This window comes from Streptomyces sp. NPDC002680 (genome assembly GCF_042889145.1).
Lineage (GTDB): Bacteria > Actinomycetota > Actinomycetes > Streptomycetales > Streptomycetaceae > Streptomyces > Streptomyces adonidis.
Window position 1 is genome coordinate 430,981 of the sequence record NZ_JBIAQP010000006.1, and the last position, 19,800, is coordinate 450,780.

18 protein-coding genes and 1 tRNA gene are annotated in these 19,800 nt (G+C 71.3%); 5 read left to right on the forward strand and 14 right to left on the reverse strand.

Translation table 11 applies throughout. From position 1 onward, the window contains the following. Window positions 1-63: 63 nt before the first annotated feature. Window positions 64-137: transfer RNA gene (locus tag ACFYXF_RS18810), tRNA-Pro, on the reverse strand. Between the two features lie 149 nt (window positions 138-286). Between ACFYXF_RS18810 and ACFYXF_RS18815 the strand changes: the two genes are divergently transcribed. Together ACFYXF_RS18815 and ACFYXF_RS18820 are read left to right on the forward strand one after the other, a co-directional pair. Then, window positions 287-994: a transketolase gene (locus ACFYXF_RS18815; RefSeq protein ID WP_389350699.1), complete on the forward strand. Its 708-nt coding sequence runs from the start codon at window positions 287-289 to the stop codon at window positions 992-994. 45 nt (window positions 995-1,039) lie between these two features. Next, a complete protein-coding gene (locus ACFYXF_RS18820; protein ID WP_389350700.1) occupies window positions 1,040-1,963 on the forward strand; it encodes a transketolase family protein in 924 nt (307 codons plus the stop codon). Window positions 1,964-1,978: 15 nt separating this feature from the next. On the opposite strand, the gene ACFYXF_RS18825 is transcribed toward ACFYXF_RS18820, so the two are convergent. From ACFYXF_RS18825 to tdh, 4 genes are all read right to left on the reverse strand, one after another. Continuing rightward, window positions 1,979-2,338 (reverse strand): MmcQ/YjbR family DNA-binding protein, encoded by a 360-nt coding sequence (locus tag ACFYXF_RS18825; protein WP_389350701.1) that lies wholly within the window; start codon window positions 2,336-2,338, stop codon window positions 1,979-1,981. A gap of 388 nt (window positions 2,339-2,726) precedes the next feature. Next, a complete protein-coding gene (locus tag ACFYXF_RS18830; RefSeq protein WP_389350702.1) occupies window positions 2,727-3,629 on the reverse strand; it encodes a LysR family transcriptional regulator in 903 nt (300 codons plus the stop codon). A 49-nt stretch (window positions 3,630-3,678) separates the two neighbouring features. After that, window positions 3,679-4,872 (reverse strand): glycine C-acetyltransferase, encoded by a 1,194-nt coding sequence (locus tag ACFYXF_RS18835; RefSeq protein WP_389350703.1) that lies wholly within the window; start codon window positions 4,870-4,872, stop codon window positions 3,679-3,681. 48 nt (window positions 4,873-4,920) lie between these two features. Further along, complete coding sequence (gene tdh, locus ACFYXF_RS18840; protein WP_389350704.1) at window positions 4,921-5,949, reverse strand: L-threonine 3-dehydrogenase; 1,029 nt, start codon at window positions 5,947-5,949, stop codon at window positions 4,921-4,923. Between the two features lie 310 nt (window positions 5,950-6,259). Here tdh and ACFYXF_RS18845 point away from each other — a divergent pair, with 310 nt between their 5' ends. Next, entirely contained in the window at window positions 6,260-8,146 is a 1,887-nt protein-coding gene (locus ACFYXF_RS18845) for a DUF2264 domain-containing protein (protein ID WP_389350705.1), read from the forward strand. Between the two features lie 27 nt (window positions 8,147-8,173). Here the strand turns inward: ACFYXF_RS18845 and ACFYXF_RS18850 are convergent, their stop codons facing one another. From ACFYXF_RS18850 to ACFYXF_RS18875, 6 genes are all read right to left on the reverse strand, one after another. Then, the gene (locus tag ACFYXF_RS18850; RefSeq protein ID WP_389350706.1) at window positions 8,174-8,743 is read right to left on the reverse strand and encodes a GAF domain-containing protein; all 570 of its coding nucleotides are present in this window, start codon (window positions 8,741-8,743) and stop codon (window positions 8,174-8,176) included. Further along, window positions 8,740-9,348, reverse strand: a complete 609-nt coding sequence (locus tag ACFYXF_RS18855; RefSeq protein WP_389350707.1) for an ATP/GTP-binding protein — start codon at window positions 9,346-9,348, stop codon at window positions 8,740-8,742. The genes ACFYXF_RS18850 and ACFYXF_RS18855 overlap by 4 nt, the downstream gene beginning before the upstream one ends. Then, the gene (locus ACFYXF_RS18860) at window positions 9,326-9,697 is read right to left on the reverse strand and encodes a DUF742 domain-containing protein (protein ID WP_235473460.1); all 372 of its coding nucleotides are present in this window, start codon (window positions 9,695-9,697) and stop codon (window positions 9,326-9,328) included. Before ACFYXF_RS18860 ends, ACFYXF_RS18855 begins: the two co-directional genes overlap by 23 nt. Window positions 9,698-9,699: 2 nt before the next feature. Beyond that, window positions 9,700-10,131 (reverse strand): roadblock/LC7 domain-containing protein, encoded by a 432-nt coding sequence (locus ACFYXF_RS18865; protein ID WP_105969869.1) that lies wholly within the window; start codon window positions 10,129-10,131, stop codon window positions 9,700-9,702. Between the two features lie 77 nt (window positions 10,132-10,208). Next, window positions 10,209-12,314, reverse strand: coding sequence for an ATP-binding protein (locus ACFYXF_RS18870; RefSeq protein ID WP_389350708.1), 2,106 nt, complete (start codon window positions 12,312-12,314; stop codon window positions 10,209-10,211). 335 nt (window positions 12,315-12,649) lie between these two features. Further along, a complete protein-coding gene (locus tag ACFYXF_RS18875; protein ID WP_389350709.1) occupies window positions 12,650-13,924 on the reverse strand; it encodes an MBL fold metallo-hydrolase in 1,275 nt (424 codons plus the stop codon). A 241-nt stretch (window positions 13,925-14,165) separates the two neighbouring features. Between ACFYXF_RS18875 and ACFYXF_RS18880 the strand changes: the two genes are divergently transcribed. Further along, window positions 14,166-15,356, forward strand: coding sequence for a Glu/Leu/Phe/Val dehydrogenase dimerization domain-containing protein (locus tag ACFYXF_RS18880; protein WP_389350710.1), 1,191 nt, complete (start codon window positions 14,166-14,168; stop codon window positions 15,354-15,356). A gap of 111 nt (window positions 15,357-15,467) precedes the next feature. Further along, window positions 15,468-16,082, forward strand: a complete 615-nt coding sequence (locus ACFYXF_RS18885) for a TetR/AcrR family transcriptional regulator (protein ID WP_389350711.1) — start codon at window positions 15,468-15,470, stop codon at window positions 16,080-16,082. Window positions 16,083-16,282: 200 nt separating this feature from the next. Here the strand turns inward: ACFYXF_RS18885 and ACFYXF_RS18890 are convergent, their stop codons facing one another. From ACFYXF_RS18890 to ACFYXF_RS18900, 3 genes are all read right to left on the reverse strand, one after another. After that, complete coding sequence (locus tag ACFYXF_RS18890) at window positions 16,283-17,068, reverse strand: SGNH/GDSL hydrolase family protein (protein ID WP_389350768.1); 786 nt, start codon at window positions 17,066-17,068, stop codon at window positions 16,283-16,285. A gap of 122 nt (window positions 17,069-17,190) precedes the next feature. Beyond that, a complete protein-coding gene (locus ACFYXF_RS18895) occupies window positions 17,191-17,919 on the reverse strand; it encodes a DUF6250 domain-containing protein (protein WP_389350712.1) in 729 nt (242 codons plus the stop codon). Continuing rightward, entirely contained in the window at window positions 17,916-19,796 is a 1,881-nt protein-coding gene (locus tag ACFYXF_RS18900) for a hypothetical protein (protein WP_389350713.1), read from the reverse strand. Before ACFYXF_RS18900 ends, ACFYXF_RS18895 begins: the two co-directional genes overlap by 4 nt. Between the last annotated feature and the right edge of the window lie 4 nt (window positions 19,797-19,800).

The following is a 19,800-nucleotide window of genomic DNA, read 5'->3' on the forward strand; positions in this document are numbered from 1 at the left end:
ACGCGCCCATACCAAAAGGGCCCCCACAGGCTCTCGCCTGTGAAGACCCTTCGTCGAGCACCGTCGGGACGACAGGATTTGAACCTGCGACCCCTTGACCCCCAGTCAAGTGCGCTACCAAGCTGCGCCACGTCCCGGTGCCGTCTGACCTGGGATTTCCCCTGGCCGAACGCGCATGGAAACAATACCGCACTCGGGTCGGTGGTCGCGCACTCCTTTGTCCGCGCTGGTATTCACGCCGCGGGGCCTTGACCTCAAGTTTGGTCGAGGTCGCACGATCGACCGCATGACGATCACAGCGGCTCGCGGCCGCACATACGCATACGCCGAGCTGCCCGGGCTCATGGGGCTGATGACCGGCGACGAGAAGCACGGGCCGGCGGCGACCTCCACGCTGGACGTGCTCTGGGTGCTCTATGACCGGGTCCTGCGGGTCGGCCCGGAGCAGATGTCGGACCCCGGGCGGGACCGGTTCCTGCTGTCCAAGGGGCACGGGCCCATGGCGTACTACGCGGTACTCGCCGCCAAGGGCTTTCTGCCCGTGGACTGGCTGCCGGGCTTCGGCTCGTACGACTCGCCGCTCGGCCACCACCCCGACCGGGTGCTGGTGCCGGGGGCCGAGATCGGCAGCGGCTCGCTCGGGCACGGTCTGCCGATCGCCGTCGGTACGGCGCTGGGGCTGCGCGCCCAGGGGCTCGACGGGCCGGCGGTGTGGGTGCTGACCGGTGACGCCGAACTGGACGAGGGCAGCAACCACGAGGCGATCGCCTTCGCCGGTCCCGCCGGTCTCGACCGTCTGCACACCGTCGTCGTCGACAACTCCTCCGCCCGCCATGCACGGCCCGGCGGTATCGCCGCCCGCTTCGCGGCAGCGGGCTGGTCCACGGCAACGGTCGACGGCCGTGACCACGAGGCCCTGCACAGCGCCTTCACGGCACCGCATCCCGGCCGCCCGCACATGGTCGTGGCTCGGGTCGAACCGAAGACCGACTGAACGTACGGCTGCCGGTCCAACCAACCCGAAAGGAACTGTTCCCCCATGGACACCATGCGTGACCGCTTCGCCCCCGTCCTCTCCCAGCTGCTCGACGAGGACCCGCGCGTCGCCGTCGTACTCGCCGAGATCGGAGCGGACGGGTTCACGGAGACGCAGGTCCGGCATCCCGACCGGGTGATCAACGTCGGCATCCGTGAGCAGCTGCTCGTGGCCGCGGGCGCGGGCCTGGCGCTCACCGGTATGCGCCCCGTCGTGCACACCTTCGCGAGCTTCCTCGTCGAGCGGCCCTTCGAGCAGGTCAAGCTGGATCTCGGGCACCAGGACGTCGGCGCCGTACTCGTCAGCGCCGCCGCCTCCTTCGACTGGCCCGCCGGCGGCTTCACCCACATGGCCCCCGGTGACGTGGCCCTGCTCGACACCCTGGACGGCTGGACCGTCCATGTGCCGGGGCACCCCGACGAGGCGGAGACACTGCTGCGGCACGCGGTCGGCGCGGGCGACGACAAGGTGTACGTACGGCTGTCGACGCAGTCCAACGCCGAGGGGCTCGCGGTCGACGGCGCCCGGTTCCTCACCCTTCGCGAGGGCCGCTCCGGTGTCGTGATCGCCGTCGGGACGATGCTCGACGCGGTGCTGGCCGCCACGGAAGGGCTCGACGTCACCGTCCTGTACGCGACGACCGTACGGCCCTTCGACACGGCCGCGCTGCGCCGGGCCACGGAGGCGGCGGGCACCGACGTCGTCCTTGTCGAGCCGTATCTCGCGGGCACGTCGACGGCCGTCGTGAACGACGCGCTCGCCGATGTGCCCCACCGGGTGCTGGGCCTGGGCGTGGGCCGCCGCGAACTCCGCAGGTACGGGGACGTCGACGAGCACATCGCCGCGCACGGGCTCGACGCACGGACGCTCCGAGAGCGGATCCGGGAGTTCGTGGGGGCCGGGCGCGTCTCCTCCGTACGAACCTGAGCGCGCCGTTCGGGTTCAGTCGGCACCCGGCGGCCCCAACTCCGGGTAGGCGTCGACCAGTCGGGGCGGGGCCGCCTGCCGCCAGGAGTCGGCGAGGATGTCACGCAGCTCGTCCTCGTCCTCCAGGGCGGACAGACGCACTCTGACCCAGGCGAAGCCCGCTTCGTGGTCGGCGATCCAGAACTTCTCCGGCTCGGCCAGGACCAGTTCGTCGCGCTCCTCCTTCGGGCAGCGCACGGCGATGGAGGTCTCGTCCTCGGGCAGCGTGGCGAACATCTTCCCCGCTACCCGGAACGTGGGCATGCCCCAGGCGATCTTCTCCGTGGTGTCCGGCAGGGAGAGGGAGATACGGCGTACGTCTTCGGCTTCCGGCATGCAACGCACCGTAGCCAATGCCACTGACAATCACCCGGCGACTGCGTCGCGCTCCGCGCCGGGGCGGAGCGCACCCGGGGGGGGCCGGTGAACGGTTCGGAGGCGTCGAACTGCGAGGAAACCGAGATGCCGACATCAGCCGCTCGCGCTGCGCGCAGCACGACGCCGCCGGTCCCCGCGTGAGCCAGATCGAGCGCGGGGCGAGCGGGAAACCGACGGCAGCCCCGCCGACCAGCGGGGCAGCCTCGCATCCGCGACCCGAACCCCCGGACAGACCCCTACACCCCAGCGCCGCCACGCCAAGCGCCGAGCAAGCCGACAACCGACGACAGCCCCGCCGATCAGCGGGGCAGCCTCGCGTCCACGACCCGAACCGCCGGACCGGTCCCTACCCCTGCGCCGCCACGCCCAGCGCCTCCAACACCGGGCGGATCAGCGGGTGTTCCTCCGCTCCCCTGCGTACCGCCGCGAAGACCCGCCGCGTGGGTGCGACCCCGTCGACCGGGCACACGACCACACCCGTGAGGTCCATGCCGCGCAGGGCCGAGCGCGGTACGAGGGCCACGCCCGCGTCGGCCGAGGCGAGGGCGACGACCGCGCGGAAGTCGTCCGAGGAGTGTTCGAGGCGGGGCCGGAATCCGGCGTTCTCGCAGGCCAGGACGACCACCTCGTGGCAGGGATTGCCGGGGTACGGGCCGATCCACGAGTCCTTGGCCAGTTCGGCGAGCGGCACCTCCTGGGCGTCGGCCAGGCGGTGGGTGACCGGGACGACCGCGTCGAAGGGCTCGGCGTAGAGGGGGACGTGGGTAAGGCGGGGGTCGTCGGCGGGCGGTGCTCCCCGGTACTCGACGGCCACCGCGACGTCGACCTGCCGGTCGAGCACCATCGGCAGGCTGGCGTCGCCCTCGGCGTCCTGGACGCGGATCCGGATGCCGGGGGCGGTCCCGGCGAGGCGGGCCAGGGCAGGGGCGACGACCAGGGCGATGCCGGTCGCGAAGGCGGCGACGGTGACCGTGCCCGCGGCACCCGAGTCGTACGCGGCCAGCTCGGCCTCCGCCCGCTCCAGCTGGGCGAGGACGACGTTGGTGTGGCCGAGGAGGATCTCGCCGGCGGCGGTCAGCCGTACGCCCTTGGCACCGCGCTCCACCAGACGGTGGCCGGTCTCCTGCTCCAGGGCCGCCAGCTGCTGGGAGACGGCGGAGGGGGTGAGGTACAGCGCGGCGGCAGCCGCCGTCACCGTACGGTGGTCCGCCACCGCACGGAGGATGTGGAGCCGCCGCGCTTCGATCATGCGATCGATTATCCAGTACGTCCGGAACCGTGTGTCCGGGGCGATCCGCTCAGCCCTCCAGCTCCGCCCTGGCCGCGACAAAGGCATCGACCGCGCGGTTCACGTCCTCGGTGGAGTGCGCCGCCGACAACTGGACGCGAATCCGGGCCTTGCCCTGCGGCACCACCGGGTACGAGAAGCCGATCACGTACACGCCGCGCTCCAGCAGCAGCTCCGCCAGCCGGCCCGCCTTGGCCGCGTCCCCGATCATCACGGGTGCGATGGCATGGTCGCCGGGCAGGACGTCGAAGCCCTCCTCGGTCATCCGGCGGCGGAACAGGGCGGTGTTCTCGGCGAGCCGGATCCGCAGGTCGTCCGCCGACTCCAGCAGGTCGAGCACCTTCAGGGAGGCGGCGGCGATCACCGGGGCGAGCGTGTTCGAGAACAGGTAGGGCCGGGAGCGCTGGCGCAGAAGGGCGACGATCTCCGCGCGGGCGGCCACATAGCCCCCGGAGGCGCCGCCCAGCGCCTTGCCCAGGGTGCCCGTGATGATGTCCACGCGGTCCATGACGCCGTGCAGTTCGGGGGTGCCCCGGCCGCCGGGGCCGACGAAGCCGACGGCGTGCGAGTCGTCGACCATGACCATCGCGTCGTAACGGTCGGCGAGGTCGCAGATCTCGCGCAGGGGGGCCACGTATCCGTCCATGGAGAACACGCCGTCGGTGACGATCAGTCGGCGCCGTGCGTCGGACGCGTCCTTCAACTGCCTTTCCAGATCGGCGAGATCACGGTTGGCGTAACGGAAGCGGCGGGCCTTGGACAGGCGGATGCCGTCGATGATGGAGGCGTGGTTGAGGGCGTCGGAGATCACCGCGTCCTCGGCGTCGAGGAGGGTCTCGAAGACGCCTCCGTTGGCGTCGAAGCAGGAGGAGTAGAGGATCGTGTCCTCCTGGCCGAGGAACGCCGAAAGACGGGCCTCCAGCTCCTTGTGCACCTCCTGCGTACCGCAGATGAAGCGCACGGAGGCCATGCCGTAGCCCCAGCGGTCGAGTGCCTCGTGGGCGGCGGCCACGACCTCGGGGTGGTCGGCGAGACCCAGGTAGTTGTTCGCGCAGAAGTTGAGGACCTCGCCGGGACGCCCGCCCGCGGTGACGGCGACCGTCGCGGACTGCGGGCTGCCGATGACGCGCTCGGGCTTGTGCAGACCGGCGGCGCGGATCTCGTCGAGGGTGGCGCGCAGGTCGTCGCGCACGGAGTCGAACATCTCAAAGCTCCTAAAGATGCAGGTGACTTACCTGGCCCAGCAGATGACTCACGCGGTCCAGTCGAGGATGACCTTGCCGCCCCGGCCGCTCGCCGCGTCCGCGAAGGCGGCCTCGTGGTCTCGGATGCCGTACCGGCCGGTGATGACCGGGGTGAGGTCGAGGCCGCCCTCCAGCAGTACCGACATCGCGTACCAGGTCTCGAACATCTCACGGCCGTAGATGCCCTTGATGGTGATCATGGAGGTGACGATCCGGGCCCAGTCGACCGGGAACTCCTCGGCCGGCAGGCCCAGCATGGCGATGCGTCCGCCGTGCGTCATGTTGGCGATCATGTCGCGCAGCGCATCGGGGTGGCCGGACATCTCCAGGCCGATGTCGAAGCCCTCGCGCAGGCCGAGGGCGCGCTGGCCGTCGGCGACGGTCGCGCCGGAGACGTTCAGCGCCAGGCTCGCGCCGATCTTGCGCGCCAGTTCCAGCCGTTCCTCGCTGACGTCGGTGACGACGACGTTCCGCGCTCCCGCGTGCCGCGCCACCGCCGCCGTCATCAGCCCGATCGGGCCGGCCCCCGTGATCAGGACGTCCTCGCCGACCAGCGGGAACGACAGCGCGGTGTGCACGGCGTTGCCGAACGGGTCGAAGATCGCCGCCACGTCCAGGTCCACGGGCACGCGGTGCACCCACACGTTGGCGGCGGGCAGCGCCACGTACTCGGCGAAGGCGCCGTCCCGGCCGACCCCGAGCCCCACCGTGGCCCGGCACAGATGACGGCGCCCGGCGAGACAGTTGCGGCACTTGCCGCAGACCAGGTGCCCCTCCCCGCTGACCCGGTCGCCGACACCGATGTCGGTCACATCGCGGCCGGTCCCCACGACCTCGCCGACGAACTCGTGACCGACGACGAGCGGCGTACGGATCGCCTGTCGCGCCCAGCCGTCCCAGGCCCGTATGTGCAGGTCGGTGCCGCAGATCCCGGTTCTGAGCACCTTGATCAGTACGTCACCGGGGCCGACGGCCGGTTCCGGTACGTCCACGAGCCACAGCCCGGGCTCCGCCTTCTCCTTGACGAGCGCCTTCAACGCAACGGCTCCTGTGGGTAGAACCCCGGAGCAGGACACACCGAAGGAGCCCGTGCCGGGGAGAGGGGTGAGGCCGAGAACCTGGGCCGCGAGAAGAAATCTGCCGCACGGCGACTCCCCGGTCCATCGAGGATTTCTTAAGCGCCGCCGCAGCTTTCCTTCACGCCGGACGCGGCTGGCATATCCCCATTGGCCGGATGAACCACAACAGCCACCCACCGGTTGATCCGACCGGAACCATCAGCCGTATCCCTTCTGAGAAACCGCGCGAACCCGCAGACGCACCCGATGAAGGAGCCAGGAACCCGACATGCCCGCACCGCACTTGGCGCTCCCGCCCAACGACCGGGTCCTGTCGCTGTTCACCGGCTGGACCCGGGCACACTGGGAGGTGCTCGCCGACCGGCAGTTGGAGGCGCTGGTCCCCTATGCGACGCCGGGTCTCGCGCAGTACCGGCTGCCGGGCCGGAACTCCTCGGCGGGTGTGGTGTCGGACGGTCTCGAGGGTTTCGCGCGGTCATTCCTGCTGGCCTCCTTCCGGATCGCGGGAGCGGCGGGCGAGGTGGATTCCCGCCTCGTGGAACGCTACGCGCAGGGTCTGACAACGGGCACGGACCGTGACAGCGGCGAGGCCTGGCCCGAACTCACCGACCGCTCCCAGCCGATGAACGAGGCCGCCTCGATCGCCATCGGGCTGCACGAGACCCGCCCATGGATCTGGGACCGGCTCGACGTGGACGTCCAGGAACGGATCGTCGACTGGCTGTGGGGGTTCGTGGGCCGCCGCACCCGGGACGACAGCGGGCGGCTGTGCCAGGTCGTCGCCGAACAGTTCCTGGCCTCGGTGGGCGCGCCGCACCGCCAGGAGGACATCGACAGCGGGCTCGACCGGCTCGACGACTGGTATGCCGGCGGCGGCTGGTACAGCGACGGCGACGGCCGTACGTTCGACTACTACGTCGGTTGGGCACTGCACTTGTACCCGCTGCTGTGGTGCCGGATGACGGGCGGCGAGGACGGCGGGCGCGGCCGGGTCTTCCGCCGTCGGCTGGCCCAGTTCCTGGCCTCCTACCCCCAGTTCTTCGGGGCGGACGGCGCCCCCGTCCACCAGGGCCGCTCCCTGACGTACCGTTTCGCCGCGACCGCTCCCGTCTGGCTGGGCGCCCTGGCCGAGTGCACTCCGCTGGCCCCTGGACTGACCCGGCGGCTGGCATCGGGCGCGGTGGCGCACTTCGTGGAGCGCGGGGTGCCCGACGAGCGCGGGCTGCTGCCGCTGGGCTGGTACGGCACGTTTCTGCCGGCGACCCAGGCGTATTCGGGGCCCGGATCGCCGTACTGGTCGAGCATGGCCTTCCTGGGCCTGCTGCTGCCCCCGGAGCATCTGGTGTGGACGGCACCCGAACGCCCGCTGCCTGTCGAGGAGTCGGACCAGTACACGGCGCTGCCGGGACCGGGCTGGCTGCTGCACGGCACGCGGCACGACGGCATCGTGCGGCTCGTCAACCACGGCAGCGACCACAACCCGATGGAGGGACCCGCCACCGACGACCCGCACTACGCCAAGTTCGGCTACTCGACGGCCACCGCACCGGAGACGGGCGCGGTGGCCTGGCAGCGGAACGTGGACGGTCACCTGGCTCTGCTCGCCCCCGACGGCACGGCGTCACGGAGGTGCAGAATCCTTCCGCTGCACTGCTCGGGGAAGGTCGCCGCCTCCCGGTACGAGGCCGAACTCCCGGGCGTGGAAGGGGAGTTCCGGGTCGAGTCGACGAGCGTGCTGCACGGTTCCTGGGAGATCCGCGTGCACCGCGTCCAGGCACCGTCCGAGGCGGCGGTCCGGGAGGGCGGTTACGCGGTGGCCGACACCGCCCTGCCCGAGGCCGAGCGTGGCGACGGCTGGGCCCTGACCCGTACGGGCTCCGGGCTGACCAGTGTGGTCGTCGCGCTGCACGGCTGGGACGAGATCTCGGGCGTGGCCCGTGAGGTCGACGCCAACGCCTTCGGCCCGCACTCGGCGACGCCGTATCTCCAGCGCGCGGCCGAGTCCCCGGGCGCGAGCAGGCTGTTCGTGTCCCTGGTCGCGCTGACCCGGGACGCCGTGCATCCGCAGGCCCTGCGCGAGGCGGTGTCGTGCGCGGTGACGGAGGAGGGCCGCGCCCTGATCATGTTCCCGGACGGCGAGACGGTCTCCGTTTGACGCGGACGTCCCGCGCCGGGACAGGCCCTACCCGGGCGCCAGTTGTCCGACCAGCTCCGCCGCCATCGCCTTGATGGTCTCCAGCCCCGCCCTCCCCCAGGGGCGCGGTTCGAGGTCGGCGGCGCACACCGTGCCCAGCGCCATGCCCGTGGTGTCGATGAGCGGCGCGCCCAGATACGAGCGGATGCCGAACTCGTCGACGACCGGATTGCCCGCGAACCGCGGATAGTCACGGACGTCCTCCAGGACGAGCGCCTTGCGCCGGACCACCACATGCGGGCAGAACCCGTGGTCGCGCGGCAGCCGCCGGCCCACGCGCGGCCTCTCCTCGTCGGAGTCGGCGCCGGTCCGTCCGGAGGTTCCGACGTCGGCCGGAACATGGAGCCCGGCGAAGAACTGCCGTTCCTCGCCGATGAAGTTGACCATCGCGTAGGGCGCGCCGACCAGCTCCGCGAGACGGTCCGCGAAGGCGTCCAGGGCGGGCTCGGGCCGTTCCCCGAGGCCGAGTCCACGCAGTCGGCGGATGCGGGCGGGGGCGTCCTTGTCCTCGGGAGTCAGCAGCAGACGACCGGCCGGGCGCGGCGGGTCGTAGCTCATGGGCGGGCTCCCTCACTGTGGGCGGAGGGTGCTGGCGCGGGCGCGTGGGCGAGCAGATGCCGTACGAGGGTGAGCAGTGTCTGCACCCCGGAACTGGAGATCCGGGCGTCGCAGCGCACGATCGGGATGTCGGGATCGAGATCGATCGCGGCGCGCACCTCCTCGGGGTCGTAGCGGTACGAGCCGTCGAACTCGTTGATCGCCACGATGAAGCCGAGGCCGCGCTGTTCGAAGAAGTCGACGGCCGCGAAGCAGTCCTCCAGGCGCCGGGTGTCGGCGAGGATGACCGCGCCGAGCGCGCCCTCGGACAGCTCGTCCCACATGAACCAGAACCGCTCCTGTCCGGGCGTACCGAACAGATAGAGCACGTGTTCGGGGTCCAGGGTGATACGGCCGAAGTCCATCGCCACGGTGGTCTCGACCTTGTTCTCGATGCCTTCGAGACTGTCGGTCGAGGCGCTGACCGTGGTGAGCAGTTCCTCCGTGCTGAGCGGCGCGATCTCGCTCACCGCGCCGACGAAGGTCGTCTTGCCGACTCCGAATCCTCCCGCCACCAGGATCTTCAATGCGGTGGGGAAGGGATCAGAGCTGTCGTCGTAGTCCATCGAGCACTGCCTCCAGAAGAGACCGGTCAGTGGGGTTGTGGTAGAACTCGGGCGGTTTCGTCGTGAGTGCCCCGCAGTCGACGAGGTCGGACAGCAGCACCTTGGTGACGGCCGCCGGCAGCTTCAGATGGGCGGCCACCTCGGCGACCGAGACGGGCACCCGGCAGAGGTCGATCGCCTGGGCGTGTTCGGGGCCGAGGTAGCCGAGCGGGGTGTTCCCGGTGGCCATCACCTGGGACATGAGGTCGAGGGCGGTGGTCGGCCGGGTCCGGCCGTTGCTGACGGTGTAGGGGCGCACGAGCCGTCCGGCCGCGTCGTCGAGCCAGGGCCCGTCGCCGGCCGCCGTCACGCTCAAGGCCTCATCGCCGAGGGTTCGGCGGACTGCCGGGGCGCGGTCATCAGGTAGGGGCGGACGCTCTTGACCAGCATCGCCATCTCGTAGCCGAGCACGGCGGCGTCGGCCTCGCGGCCGGCCAGCACGGCGAGACAGGTGCCGGAGCCCGCGGTGGTGACGAACAGCAGGGTCGAGTCGAGTTCGACGACGACCTGCCGGACCTCACCGCCGTCCCCGAACCGGACGCCCGCGCTGCGTCCGAGGGAGTAGAGACCGGAGGCCAGGGCGGCCATGTGGTCGGCGCTGTCCGGGTCGAGTCCGTGGACGGACTTCACGAGTCCGTCGCAGGACAGGAGTACCGCGCTCGTGGTGTGCGGTACGCGCTGGACGAGGCCGCTCATCAGCCAGTCGAGATCGGATACATGGCCGGTCGGCACATCGCTCGCCATGGTGGATCGACTCCTTGGGGTACGAAGGTCTGCGGGAGCGCTGGGGGTGGGGGCAGGGGTGGAACAGCGGGGGGTGGTCATCCGGCCGGTGCGCTCCCGTCGTGCCGGGCAGTGAGGTCCAGGTCGGGTCCGGGCGCGCGCAGTCGGTGCACCTCGGCTATGTGGGACGGGTCCGGGGGCGGTACGTCGTCGACGCGGCCCGCGGCGGTGGGCGGCGCAGGGGTGTCGGGGCCGGTCGGGCGCGTGGAGAGCCGCTCCCTGGACAGCGGCTCCAGGGGTACGGCGTCCGACGCGGCGGGGCGCGAGGGCTCCGCGTACGTCGATTCCGAGGGCGCCGACGGCCTGGGGGCCGGTTCCCCGTACGCCGCCGCGTACTCCCGCTCCATCGCCGCGATGGCCGGGTCCGTGTAGCCCGGCTCCAGCTGGCGCGCCTCGGCGAGCCCGATGCCGCGCTGGAAGGCGGCCATGAGGCCGGGGTCGTGTCCGACGAGTTCGCCCTCGGGGCGGGGGGCCGCCGGGCCGCCGCGCAGTTGGGGCGCGATGTGTTCCTGGGCGCGGCGGCGGGGCAGCTGGGGCTTGCCCATGGTGCCGCGCACGGCGCCGGTCCGGGGGGCGGTCGGCGCGGCCATGTTCTCCGCGACGGTCCGCCGGTCGTCGGAGCGGATGCCGGGCATCGCCTCCGCGGGGTTGGGCCGCTCCCCCTGGGCCCCGCGTACGGGCAGCGGTACCGGGCCCCGGCCGTTCGGCGCCGGTGCGGCGGGCCGGGCCGCCTCCGGGCGTCGGCGCGTCGAACCGCCGGACGGTGTCCCGGGTCCGGGTGTTCCGGGCGCCGGCGGCCGTCCCTCGTGGCCGGCGGCCGACGGACGCTGTCGGGGCGGCTCGGCCACCCGCCGCATGCCGCCGGTCTCCTGGACAGGGGGCTGAGCCTGGTCCTGGGGCCGGGGCTGCGATACGCCCCCTGATCCACTCGGGGGTGTGTCCGTGCCGAGCAGCCCCTGCGGCACGACGAGTACGGCCTGTACGCCGCCGTAGATGTTGGTCTGGAGGCGGACGTGGATGCCGTGTCTGCGGGCGAGCTGGGAGACCACGAAGAGTCCGATGCGGCCGTCCTGGAGCAGGCTGGCGACATTGACCTGGTCGGGGTCGGTGAGCAGCGTGTTCATCTTGTGCTGTTCGCCCACGGGCATGCCGAGGCCGCGGTCCTCGACCTCGACGGCGAGCCCCGAGGTGACGAGGTTGGCGCGCAGCAGCACCTGGGTGTGCGGGGCGGAGAACACGGTGGCATTCTCGACGAGTTCGGCGAGCAGGTGGATGACGTCGGCGACGGCGTGGCCGCGCAGGGTGCCGTCGATCGGGGGCACGAGCTTGACCCGCGAGTACTGCTCGACCTCCGCGATGGCCGAGCGGAGCACCTCCGTCATGGAGACCGGGTTGCTCCACTGCCGGCGGGAGACGGCGCCGCCGAGCACGGCGAGGTTCTCCGCGTGCCGCCGGATTCGGGTGGCGAGGTGGTCGACGTGGAAGAGGCCCTTGAGGAGGTCGGGGTCCTCGATCTCGTGTTCCAGCTCGTCGAGGATGGAGATCTCGCGGTGCACGAGCGACTGGAGGCGCCGGGCGAGGTTGACGAAGACCTCGACCTTCTGTTCGCTGCCCGCCTGGCTGGAGAGCTGCGAGGCCTGCACGACGGCGGTGACGGCACTGTCGTGGGCACGCGCGAGGTCGACGCCGAGGAGTTCGAAGTCGTCGGCGTCGGCCGCGGGGACACCGCGGGTCCTGCGGGCCGGGGGTGCGTCGCCGCGCCGCAGCGCGTCGACGAGGGCGCGCAGGTCGGCCTCACCGCGGGCGCTGGTGCGGCGCAGGGCGGCGAGGCGTTCGTGCACGGATCTGGCGGCACGGTCGGCGGCCACCAGCGCGATCACGATGCCCCCGAGAGCGACCGCGAACGCGCCGGCGAGCACGGCGAACAGGGTGAGGGTGGGCCGCACCCCGCCGGAACGGACGATGAACAGGAAGGCCGCGCAGGCACTGAGGGCGACCGCGAGCGGCGGCAGCACGGCGAGCCGCATGAGCTGCGGCCGTATGTGGGTCTCGGGCAGCGAGGGGACGGTACGGGCGACCGGCCGACCGTGCCGCCCGCCCTCACGGCGGTCTGCGCGGGGGGCCGGTGCTCGGAGGTGAGACATCTTCGTCCTCGTACTGGTGCGTCGGGACCTGGGGATCGCGCGTCGAGAGCCGAAAAAACGGCCCTGTGTCGCCCGGCGGCCACTCACAGTAGTCGCCAACGCAACATGTGCGGTGGGCAGTTGACAAACTGCCCCGGACACCGCGCCGCTCTGGTATGCGACCTCGCACGGCAGACCGACAATCACCTCGGACGTACGTTCCCTTACCCCTGCCAATCGATCGAGGCTGGTCAGAACCGGTCACGAACAAAAGGCGAGAGCCGGGGAGCAGCCTGCTCCCCGGCTCTCGCCGTCCGTACGACTGTCCGACCGTCGTCCGTTTTCGCCCCTCGCGATCAGCCCGCGGAAACCGCCTTGGGCTCGCCGCTGCCGTCGGCAGCACCCCCCTGAATGTCACCGGCCGTGTCGGTCGGGGCGTCATCCACATCAGCCGTACGAGTGATATCGGCCGTACGACGGACATCGGCCGGCCCGCCGGCGTCGAGCGTCGGCCACCCGCCCGGCGGGGTCAGGGCCACGCCCCGCCACCAGGGCTCCGAGGGGACCGTCTCGGCCGTGGGTTCGAAGGGCTCGCCCGGGTGCGGCAGCCCGATCCGCGCCTCGGCCTTGCGGGCGGCGGCGATCGTGCCCTCGCCGGGGTCCGACCAGGCGTGCGCCGCCAGATTGAAGGTGCCCCAGTGGATCGGCAGCATCAGACCGCTCGGCGTCCCGCCCTGGAGGTCGAGGTGGGCGCGCATGCCCTCCTCCGGGGTCATGTGGATGTCGGGCCAGAACTCGCTGTAGGCCCCGATCTGGATCATCGTGGCGTCGAACGGGCCGTGGGCGGCGCCGATGTCCCGGAAGCCCTCGAAGTACCCGGTGTCGCCGCTGTGGTAGACGCGGTGCTCCGCGCCCTCGACCACCCAGGAGGCCCAGAGGGTGTGCTGGGTGTTGCGCAGGCCCCGGCCGCAGAAGTGGCGGGCCGGGGTGGCGGTCAGGGTGAGGCCGCCGACCTTCGTCGACTCGTGCCAGTCCAGCTCGCGCAGCCGGTCGGCGGAGACACCCCAGCGCTCCAGGTGGGCGCCGACGCCGAGCGGGACCGCGAACAGCGTGTCCGTCCCGGCCAGCTCCTTGATCGTGGGCATGTCCAGATGGTCGTAGTGATCGTGCGAGATGACGACGACGTCGACCGGGCCGAGCGCGGCCAGCGGCAGGGGCACCGGATGCAGCCGCTTGGGCCCGGCGAAGGCGAACGGCGAACAGCGCTCGCCCCAGACGGGGTCGAAGAGCACCCGCTGTCCGTCGATCTCGGTGAGCACGCTGGAGTGGCCCATCCAGGTCAGCCGGAGACCGGTGACCGGGGGCTTCGCGAGGTCGGCGAGCGTCGTGGCGTGCACCGGCACCGTGCCGGCCGGGGCGCGGCGGACCCGGTCCTCCTTGCGCAGGGAGGACTTCGCGAACTCGAGCATGGCGCCGTCCGGCCTGGGCGTACCCGGCGGGTTCTGGAAGACGCCGTCCGCGAAGTGGGGCGATCTGCGGATCCGTGCCAGGCGCTCCCCGCTCGGGTCCGCGCCGAAGGCGGCGGGCCGCAGCGCGCGCAGCCGGGGGCTCGGAGAGGGGAATCCGGTCACGGTACCTCCAGGTGGAGTCGGTCAGGCATTCCATTATGGTCGCCGCCTCTGACACTCCGGCGTCGCTCGGGCATCGGCCGGGTCTTTCCAAGGAAACTCCAACGCTCAGGACGGCGAATCGATTCCAGGGCGACGAAGAGCGACCACCCGGACACAGGCGGTGCACGCGACGGGACAAGGCGTGCGGAACCGAGAGTGCGCGGCGGCTCACAACTGAACAGCGAGTCAGTATATTGCCCGCATGGCAACCTCTCAGGGCACTCCCCTGCTCTCCCTCACCTGGACCGATCACCTGACCGGCCGCCAGGGCTTCCTCGTCGTGGACAGACTCGTGCGGGGCGTGTCCAGCGGCGGGCTGCGGATGCGCGAGGGCTGCACCCTGGACGAGGTCGCCGGGCTCGCCCGGGGCATGACCATGAAGGAAGCCCTGCACTACAACCCGGAGGGCCGCTACATCCCCCTGGGCGGCGCCAAGGGCGGAGTCGACTGCGACCCCCAGGACCCCGGGGCGTACGGCCTGCTGGTGCGCTATCTGCGCGCGATGCGGCCGTACGTCGAGAGCATGTGGACCACGGGCGAGGATCTGGGCCTCACCCAGGATCTCGTCGACCGGGCGGCGGCCGAAGCCGGGCTCGTGTCGTCGATCCAGGCGGTCTATCCGCTGCTGGACGACGAGAGCGCGGCCCGCGCGCGGCTCGCCGACGCGTTCGCCGTCGAGGTGGACGGCATCGGGCTCGACGAGCTGGTCGGCGGCTGCGGGGTCGCGGAGTCCGTGCTCGCGGCGCTCGACCGGGCCGAGGTGCCGTACGCCGGGACACGCGTCGCCGTACAGGGGCTCGGCACGATGGGCGGAGCGACGGCACGCTTCCTCACGCGCGCGGGGCTCACGGTGGTGGCCGTCTCCGACGTCAAGGGCACGATCGCCAACCCGGCCGGCCTCGACATCGAGGCGCTGCTCACGGCCCGGGACTCGTACGGCACCGTGGACCGCGCGGTGCTGCGCCCCGAGGACCGCGAGCTGCCGGGCGAGGCCTGGCTGTCCGTGGCCGCGGAGGTGCTGGTGCCGGCCGCGGTCTCGTACGCCGTCGACACCGGGAACCAGGAGCGGATCACCGCTCGTTGGGTTGTCGAGGCCGCCAACATGCCGGTGCTGCCGGAGGCCGAGGAGCTGCTCGCCGCGCGTGGGATCGTCGTGCTGCCGGACGTGGTCGTCAACTCCGGGACGAACGCCTGGTGGTGGTGGACGCTGTTCGGGGACATCGGCGCGGACCCGGAGGAGGCGTTCGCGTACACCCGGCGCTCGATGCGCGCTCTGATCGACCAGGTGCTCGCGCGCGCGGAGACCGACGGGACGACTCCCAGGGCGGCGGCGCACGCGATCGTCGAGGAGCGGCTGCCGGTGATCGCGGAGCGGTTCGGCTGGTATCGGTGACGGTGTCCGGCCGCGTGTTCCTGCCCTGCGAACCAGCCACATCGGCGGGGATTTACAGGCATTGACGGACCTGCCCCGACATCGTGTCCGGTGACGGATTACTGTGACCGCGTGGCAAGAGTGCGGTTGAGCGTGGCCGAGCGGCGCGAGGATCTGCTGCGGGCCGCCATCGAGCAGATCGAGGCGCGGGGCGTGGCGGCGGTCCGGATCGCCGACGTGGCCGCCGCCCTCGGGGTGAGCAACGCGCTGGTGCTGTACCACTTCTCGACCAAGGAGAAGCTGGTCGCCGCCGCGTTCCGGTACGCGGCCGAGGCCGACCTCACCCACCTGGCCAAACTCCTCGGGCGCCGTTCCCCTGCCCTGCGCCGACTTCGGTCCGCCGTCCGCTGGTACGCGCCGACGGGTCAGGCCAAGGGCTGGCGGCTGTGGATCGAGGGGTGGGCGGTGTCCCTGCGCGACCCCACGCTGCGGGAGGTCGCCGGGGACCTGGACCGGCGCTGGAAGGCCGCGATCACCGAGGTCATCGCGGAGGGCGTCGCCGCCGGCGAGTTCGAGTGCCCCGACCCGACGGGTACGGCACTGCGGCTCACGGCGCTGCTGGACGGACTGGCGGTCCAGATGACGGCGTACGAGGGGGTGTCGCGTGCGCGGGCGGAGCAGTGGGTGGACGCGGCGCTGGCTGGGGAACTGGGCCTTGAGCGGGCGGCGTTGACGTCGGGCAGGTGAGTTTCGTGGCCGTCGGCTGGGGCTGTGCCCCCAGACCCCCCTTCGGCCTGGACGGCCTCGTCCTCAATCGCCGGACGGGCTGAAGATGCCCGGACCGGCGCTGAAAGGCACCGAAGGCCACCCACCCGCACCCGCACCCGCACCCGCACCCGCACCCGCACCCGCACCCAGACAACACCCCGAGCCTTAACCCAAGACCCTCACGCGACCCAATCGATGCGGCTCTTGATGTCGTCCGGCGACAGACTCCCCTTCGCCGTCACATGGTCCCCCGACGACTCGCCCCGCAGCCGCCGCCCGATCCACGGAACCAGATACTCACGGGCCCAGTGGACGTCGTCGCGGCGGATCTCGAAGGTGCCCCGCGGCGGCAGCACCGGCCAGGGCTGGTCCGGGTCGGCCGGGATTTCCAGGCCGAGGACCTGGCCCGCGCGCAGTGCCACGCGCGTGTGGCCCTCGGGCGAGAGGTGCAGACGGTCGCCATCCCAAGCCCTGCGGTCCTGGATGGTCTTCAGGGACCACAGGTCGAGCACCGGACAGCCGTACCGGTCGGCGATGGCCCGGATATGGCCGTTGTACGTGGCGATCTTGCCGCGCATGTGCTTCAGCACGGGTACGTTGCGGGTGTCGAAGCCCGTCGTCACCATGACCGTGCCGACCACCGAGGTGAGATCGACGATCGCCCGCTCGAAGCGCTCGGCGAGTTCGTCGGGGTCGCTGCCGGGCCGGATGATGTCGTTGCCGCCCGCACAGAAGGAGACCATGTCGGGCGCCAGTTCCTTGGCCTGCGGAAGCTGCTCGGCCACGATCTGGTCGAGCAGCCTCCCGCGTACCGCGAGATTCGTGTAGTCGAAGTCGCCCTCCGGGCGCCGGTCCGCGAGCAGTACCGCGAACCGGTCGGCCCAGCCGACGAACGCCCCGTCGGGGCCGGGGTCGCCGACGCCTTCGGTGAAGCTGTCCCCCACCGCCACGTACGACCCGATCACTGCTCTGCTGTCATTCTTCGAATCGTCTGCCACATCGGTCCATGATTCACCTACCGATGTGAGCTACGCGACCGTAGGAAAGGGTTGACTGGCGGTGAGATAAGCCACTCGTCAAGTATTGGTCAACCCGGAATAATAGGGAGACGCAGCTCACGGACGCTGAAGTCGGTGATCCGGAAATGGCTCCACGTCGTACGGAAGGCGAAGTGCCCGCTCGTGTACGGCTCCGGGTCGCTGTAGTCGAAGACGAGCCGCCCGTTGTTCCACCAGCGGACCGTCGAACCGGCCGAGACGATCCTGACGCGATGCGGCTCGTTCGGGACCAGCAGCGGCTCCGTGTAATCGTAGATCAACGGGCGCACGCCGGCCTCACCGACGTAACGGCGCAGCCGCGTCGTCGTGTTGGTGTTGGCGCCGTAGCCGACGTAGTACGTCTTCAGGTAGTCGTACTCCGCGAGGGCGCCGCCCCGAGGGGTGGCGAAGAGATCGTCCGGGGAGCGTACGTCGACGGCGTTCCAGAAGTTGTTCAGGTCGGAGACGCGGTCGTTGACCCCGCCCGCCGAGACCGGCGTCGCCGTGTACTCGATGACGTACGGGCCTTTCAGCCTCCGCCTGAACCAGACCGTCGCGCCGCTCGGTACGTCGACCTCCAGCACGCCCCGGGTCGCCGTGACGCTGCCACCGTCCTGGAGTTCGACGGCCCACTGGCCGAGGCCGTGCCGGAAGTCGTCGCGGGCGATGAGCCGTCCACGGTGGTGGCCCGGCGAGGCACTCGCCTGGCCGGCCGGGGCCAGGGCCGCCAGCGCCCCGCCGACGGCCAGGGCTCCGAAGGCTCTACGGGTGGTCGTCACGAGGCAGCTCCCTTGGTGGTCGTGATCGAGGGCTTCGGCACCCTGCGGGTCTCGGTGCCGAGGTAGTAGTCCGTGTACGTGGACTGGAGATAGCCGCGCACGGTCCAGCCGAGGCGGTACGCGGGGTTCTGGGCGAGCGTGTAGACGCGCGTCGCTGTCGGCTCGGTGGTCGTGTAGAGGCGCAGTGCCGTGTGGTCGGCGGTCTCGGCGAGGATCTCCTCGCGCCAGTCGCCGATGAGGTCGCCGTAGAAAGGGGTTGCGTTGCGCGGGCCGGAGACGACCCCGGACGGCTCGAAGATCCTCGTGCTCGTCTCGGTCTTCGGGTCCCACTTCTCCACGTGCGTGAAGTCGAGGAGTTCGGCGGCCTTGTCCCCGTCCCACCAGATACGGAAGTTGACGCTCGGCGTGGTCGTGGAGACCTTGCCGTCCTGGACGTTGCGGACGCCCGCGCCGGGGGCTGTGACATCGGCGGTGGAGGTCCAGTACTCGTAGCCCGGGTGGCCGGGGTCGATGTCGGCGGCGTTGCCCCGGCCGACGTCGATGTCGGTGTCGTTCTCCCAGCTCGCGGGGTGCTGCCCGGTCACCAGGCGCTCACCGGTGTCGGCGTCGTAGTAGTACCAGGGGAACTTCGGCACGACGCCCAACTCGGCCTGCTGGATGGCGAATCCCTCCAGCCCCGGGCGGTCGGGATCGAGGTCGGCGATGTCGAAGCGGTCGCCATGTCCGGCGCCGTCGACGACATACCGGAGCGTTCCGTCGCTGTTCACCACGTAGTTGCCGTCGGCGATCTCGTCCCGTCCGTCCTGGTCGACGTCGACCGTGCGGATCTGGTGGAAGCTGGTCGCGCCGCTCGCCGCCGGGACCGCGTACTTCCAACGCCTGGTCAGATCCTGGCCGTTGAAGTCCCAGGTCTGGACGAGGATGCGGAACGCGCCACGCTTGGCGCCGACCCTGGTGACCAACTTCGTGACCAGGCTGGGGTGTTCGCCGTCGAGGTAGGCGATGCCGAAGTGGCCGCCGGACGGGCCGTCGGCGACCAGGTCGTCGGGCACCGGCTGACGGGTGCGTTCGGTTCCCGTGGCACCGTCGATCACCGAAATGAACTGATTGGCGGGCGAGTTGGCGGTGACCTTCGCTCCGTCCGCGAAGGTGGTGCCGTCGGCCGTGTGCACCAGCACCTCGGCCCTGCCGTCGCCGTCGAGGTCGTACACCGTGACGTTGTCGTCGTTGCGGTAGCCGCCGATGGGCGTGGAGCCGCTGATCGCCGCGGGGGCAGGGTCGTTGGCGCCGTTTCCGCCTGCCTGGGTGTAGGAGCCGGGGCCCAGGTCGACCCGCCACAGCCGCTCGCCGGTGAGCGCGTACGCCTCCAACAGGTCGGGCCTGTCCCGGGTTTGGGAGAGTCTGCTGACGACGAGTTCATAGCGTCCGTCGCCGTCCAGGTCGCCGGGCCAGGCGTGCTGCACGCTGTAGTCGTCGGCGGCGGCGAGAGGGATCTCCGCGTAGCCCTTGTCAAACGTGAGGGCCGAACTCGGCCGCAGCTCACGCCCGTTGACGACCGCCCGGACGCTGTAGGCGCCCGTGCCCAGACTGTTGTCCTGGTACGTCGTGGACTTGACGATCGGCACGGTGTTGAGGCGGCGTCCGCCCTTGTACACGTTGAAGGCGATCGCGTTGCCATGACGTGCGTACTCGGTGCCGAGCAGCCGCCAGCTGAGGAAGGTGCCCTTGCCGGACGGCACCGCGACCAGGCCTCGGTCGAGGTTCTCGACCACCCGGCGCGGGGACTCGGCCGCGTGTCCGGCGGGCGCGGAGAGCGCCCCGGCCGTCAGGATCGCGGCGACGACGGCGCCGGTTCTTCGGCGTCGACTGGAATGCACAGGT

Coding starts and splice junctions, on each gene's coding strand:
- ACFYXF_RS18815 (WP_389350699.1), top strand. CDS start 287: ATGACGATCACAGCGGCTCGCGGCCGCACATACGCATACGCCGAGCTG.
- ACFYXF_RS18820 (WP_389350700.1), top strand. CDS start 1,040: ATGGACACCATGCGTGACCGCTTCGCCCCCGTCCTCTCCCAGCTGCTC.
- ACFYXF_RS18825 (WP_389350701.1), bottom strand. CDS start 2,338: ATGCCGGAAGCCGAAGACGTACGCCGTATCTCCCTCTCCCTGCCGGAC.
- ACFYXF_RS18830 (WP_389350702.1), bottom strand. CDS start 3,629: ATGATCGAAGCGCGGCGGCTCCACATCCTCCGTGCGGTGGCGGACCAC.
- ACFYXF_RS18835 (WP_389350703.1), bottom strand. CDS start 4,872: ATGTTCGACTCCGTGCGCGACGACCTGCGCGCCACCCTCGACGAGATC.
- ACFYXF_RS18845 (WP_389350705.1), top strand. CDS start 6,260: ATGCCCGCACCGCACTTGGCGCTCCCGCCCAACGACCGGGTCCTGTCG.
- ACFYXF_RS18850 (WP_389350706.1), bottom strand. CDS start 8,743: ATGAGCTACGACCCGCCGCGCCCGGCCGGTCGTCTGCTGCTGACTCCC.
- ACFYXF_RS18855 (WP_389350707.1), bottom strand. CDS start 9,348: ATGGACTACGACGACAGCTCTGATCCCTTCCCCACCGCATTGAAGATC.
- ACFYXF_RS18865 (WP_105969869.1), bottom strand. CDS start 10,131: ATGGCGAGCGATGTGCCGACCGGCCATGTATCCGATCTCGACTGGCTG.
- ACFYXF_RS18870 (WP_389350708.1), bottom strand. CDS start 12,314: ATGTCTCACCTCCGAGCACCGGCCCCCCGCGCAGACCGCCGTGAGGGC.
- ACFYXF_RS18880 (WP_389350710.1), top strand. CDS start 14,166: ATGGCAACCTCTCAGGGCACTCCCCTGCTCTCCCTCACCTGGACCGAT.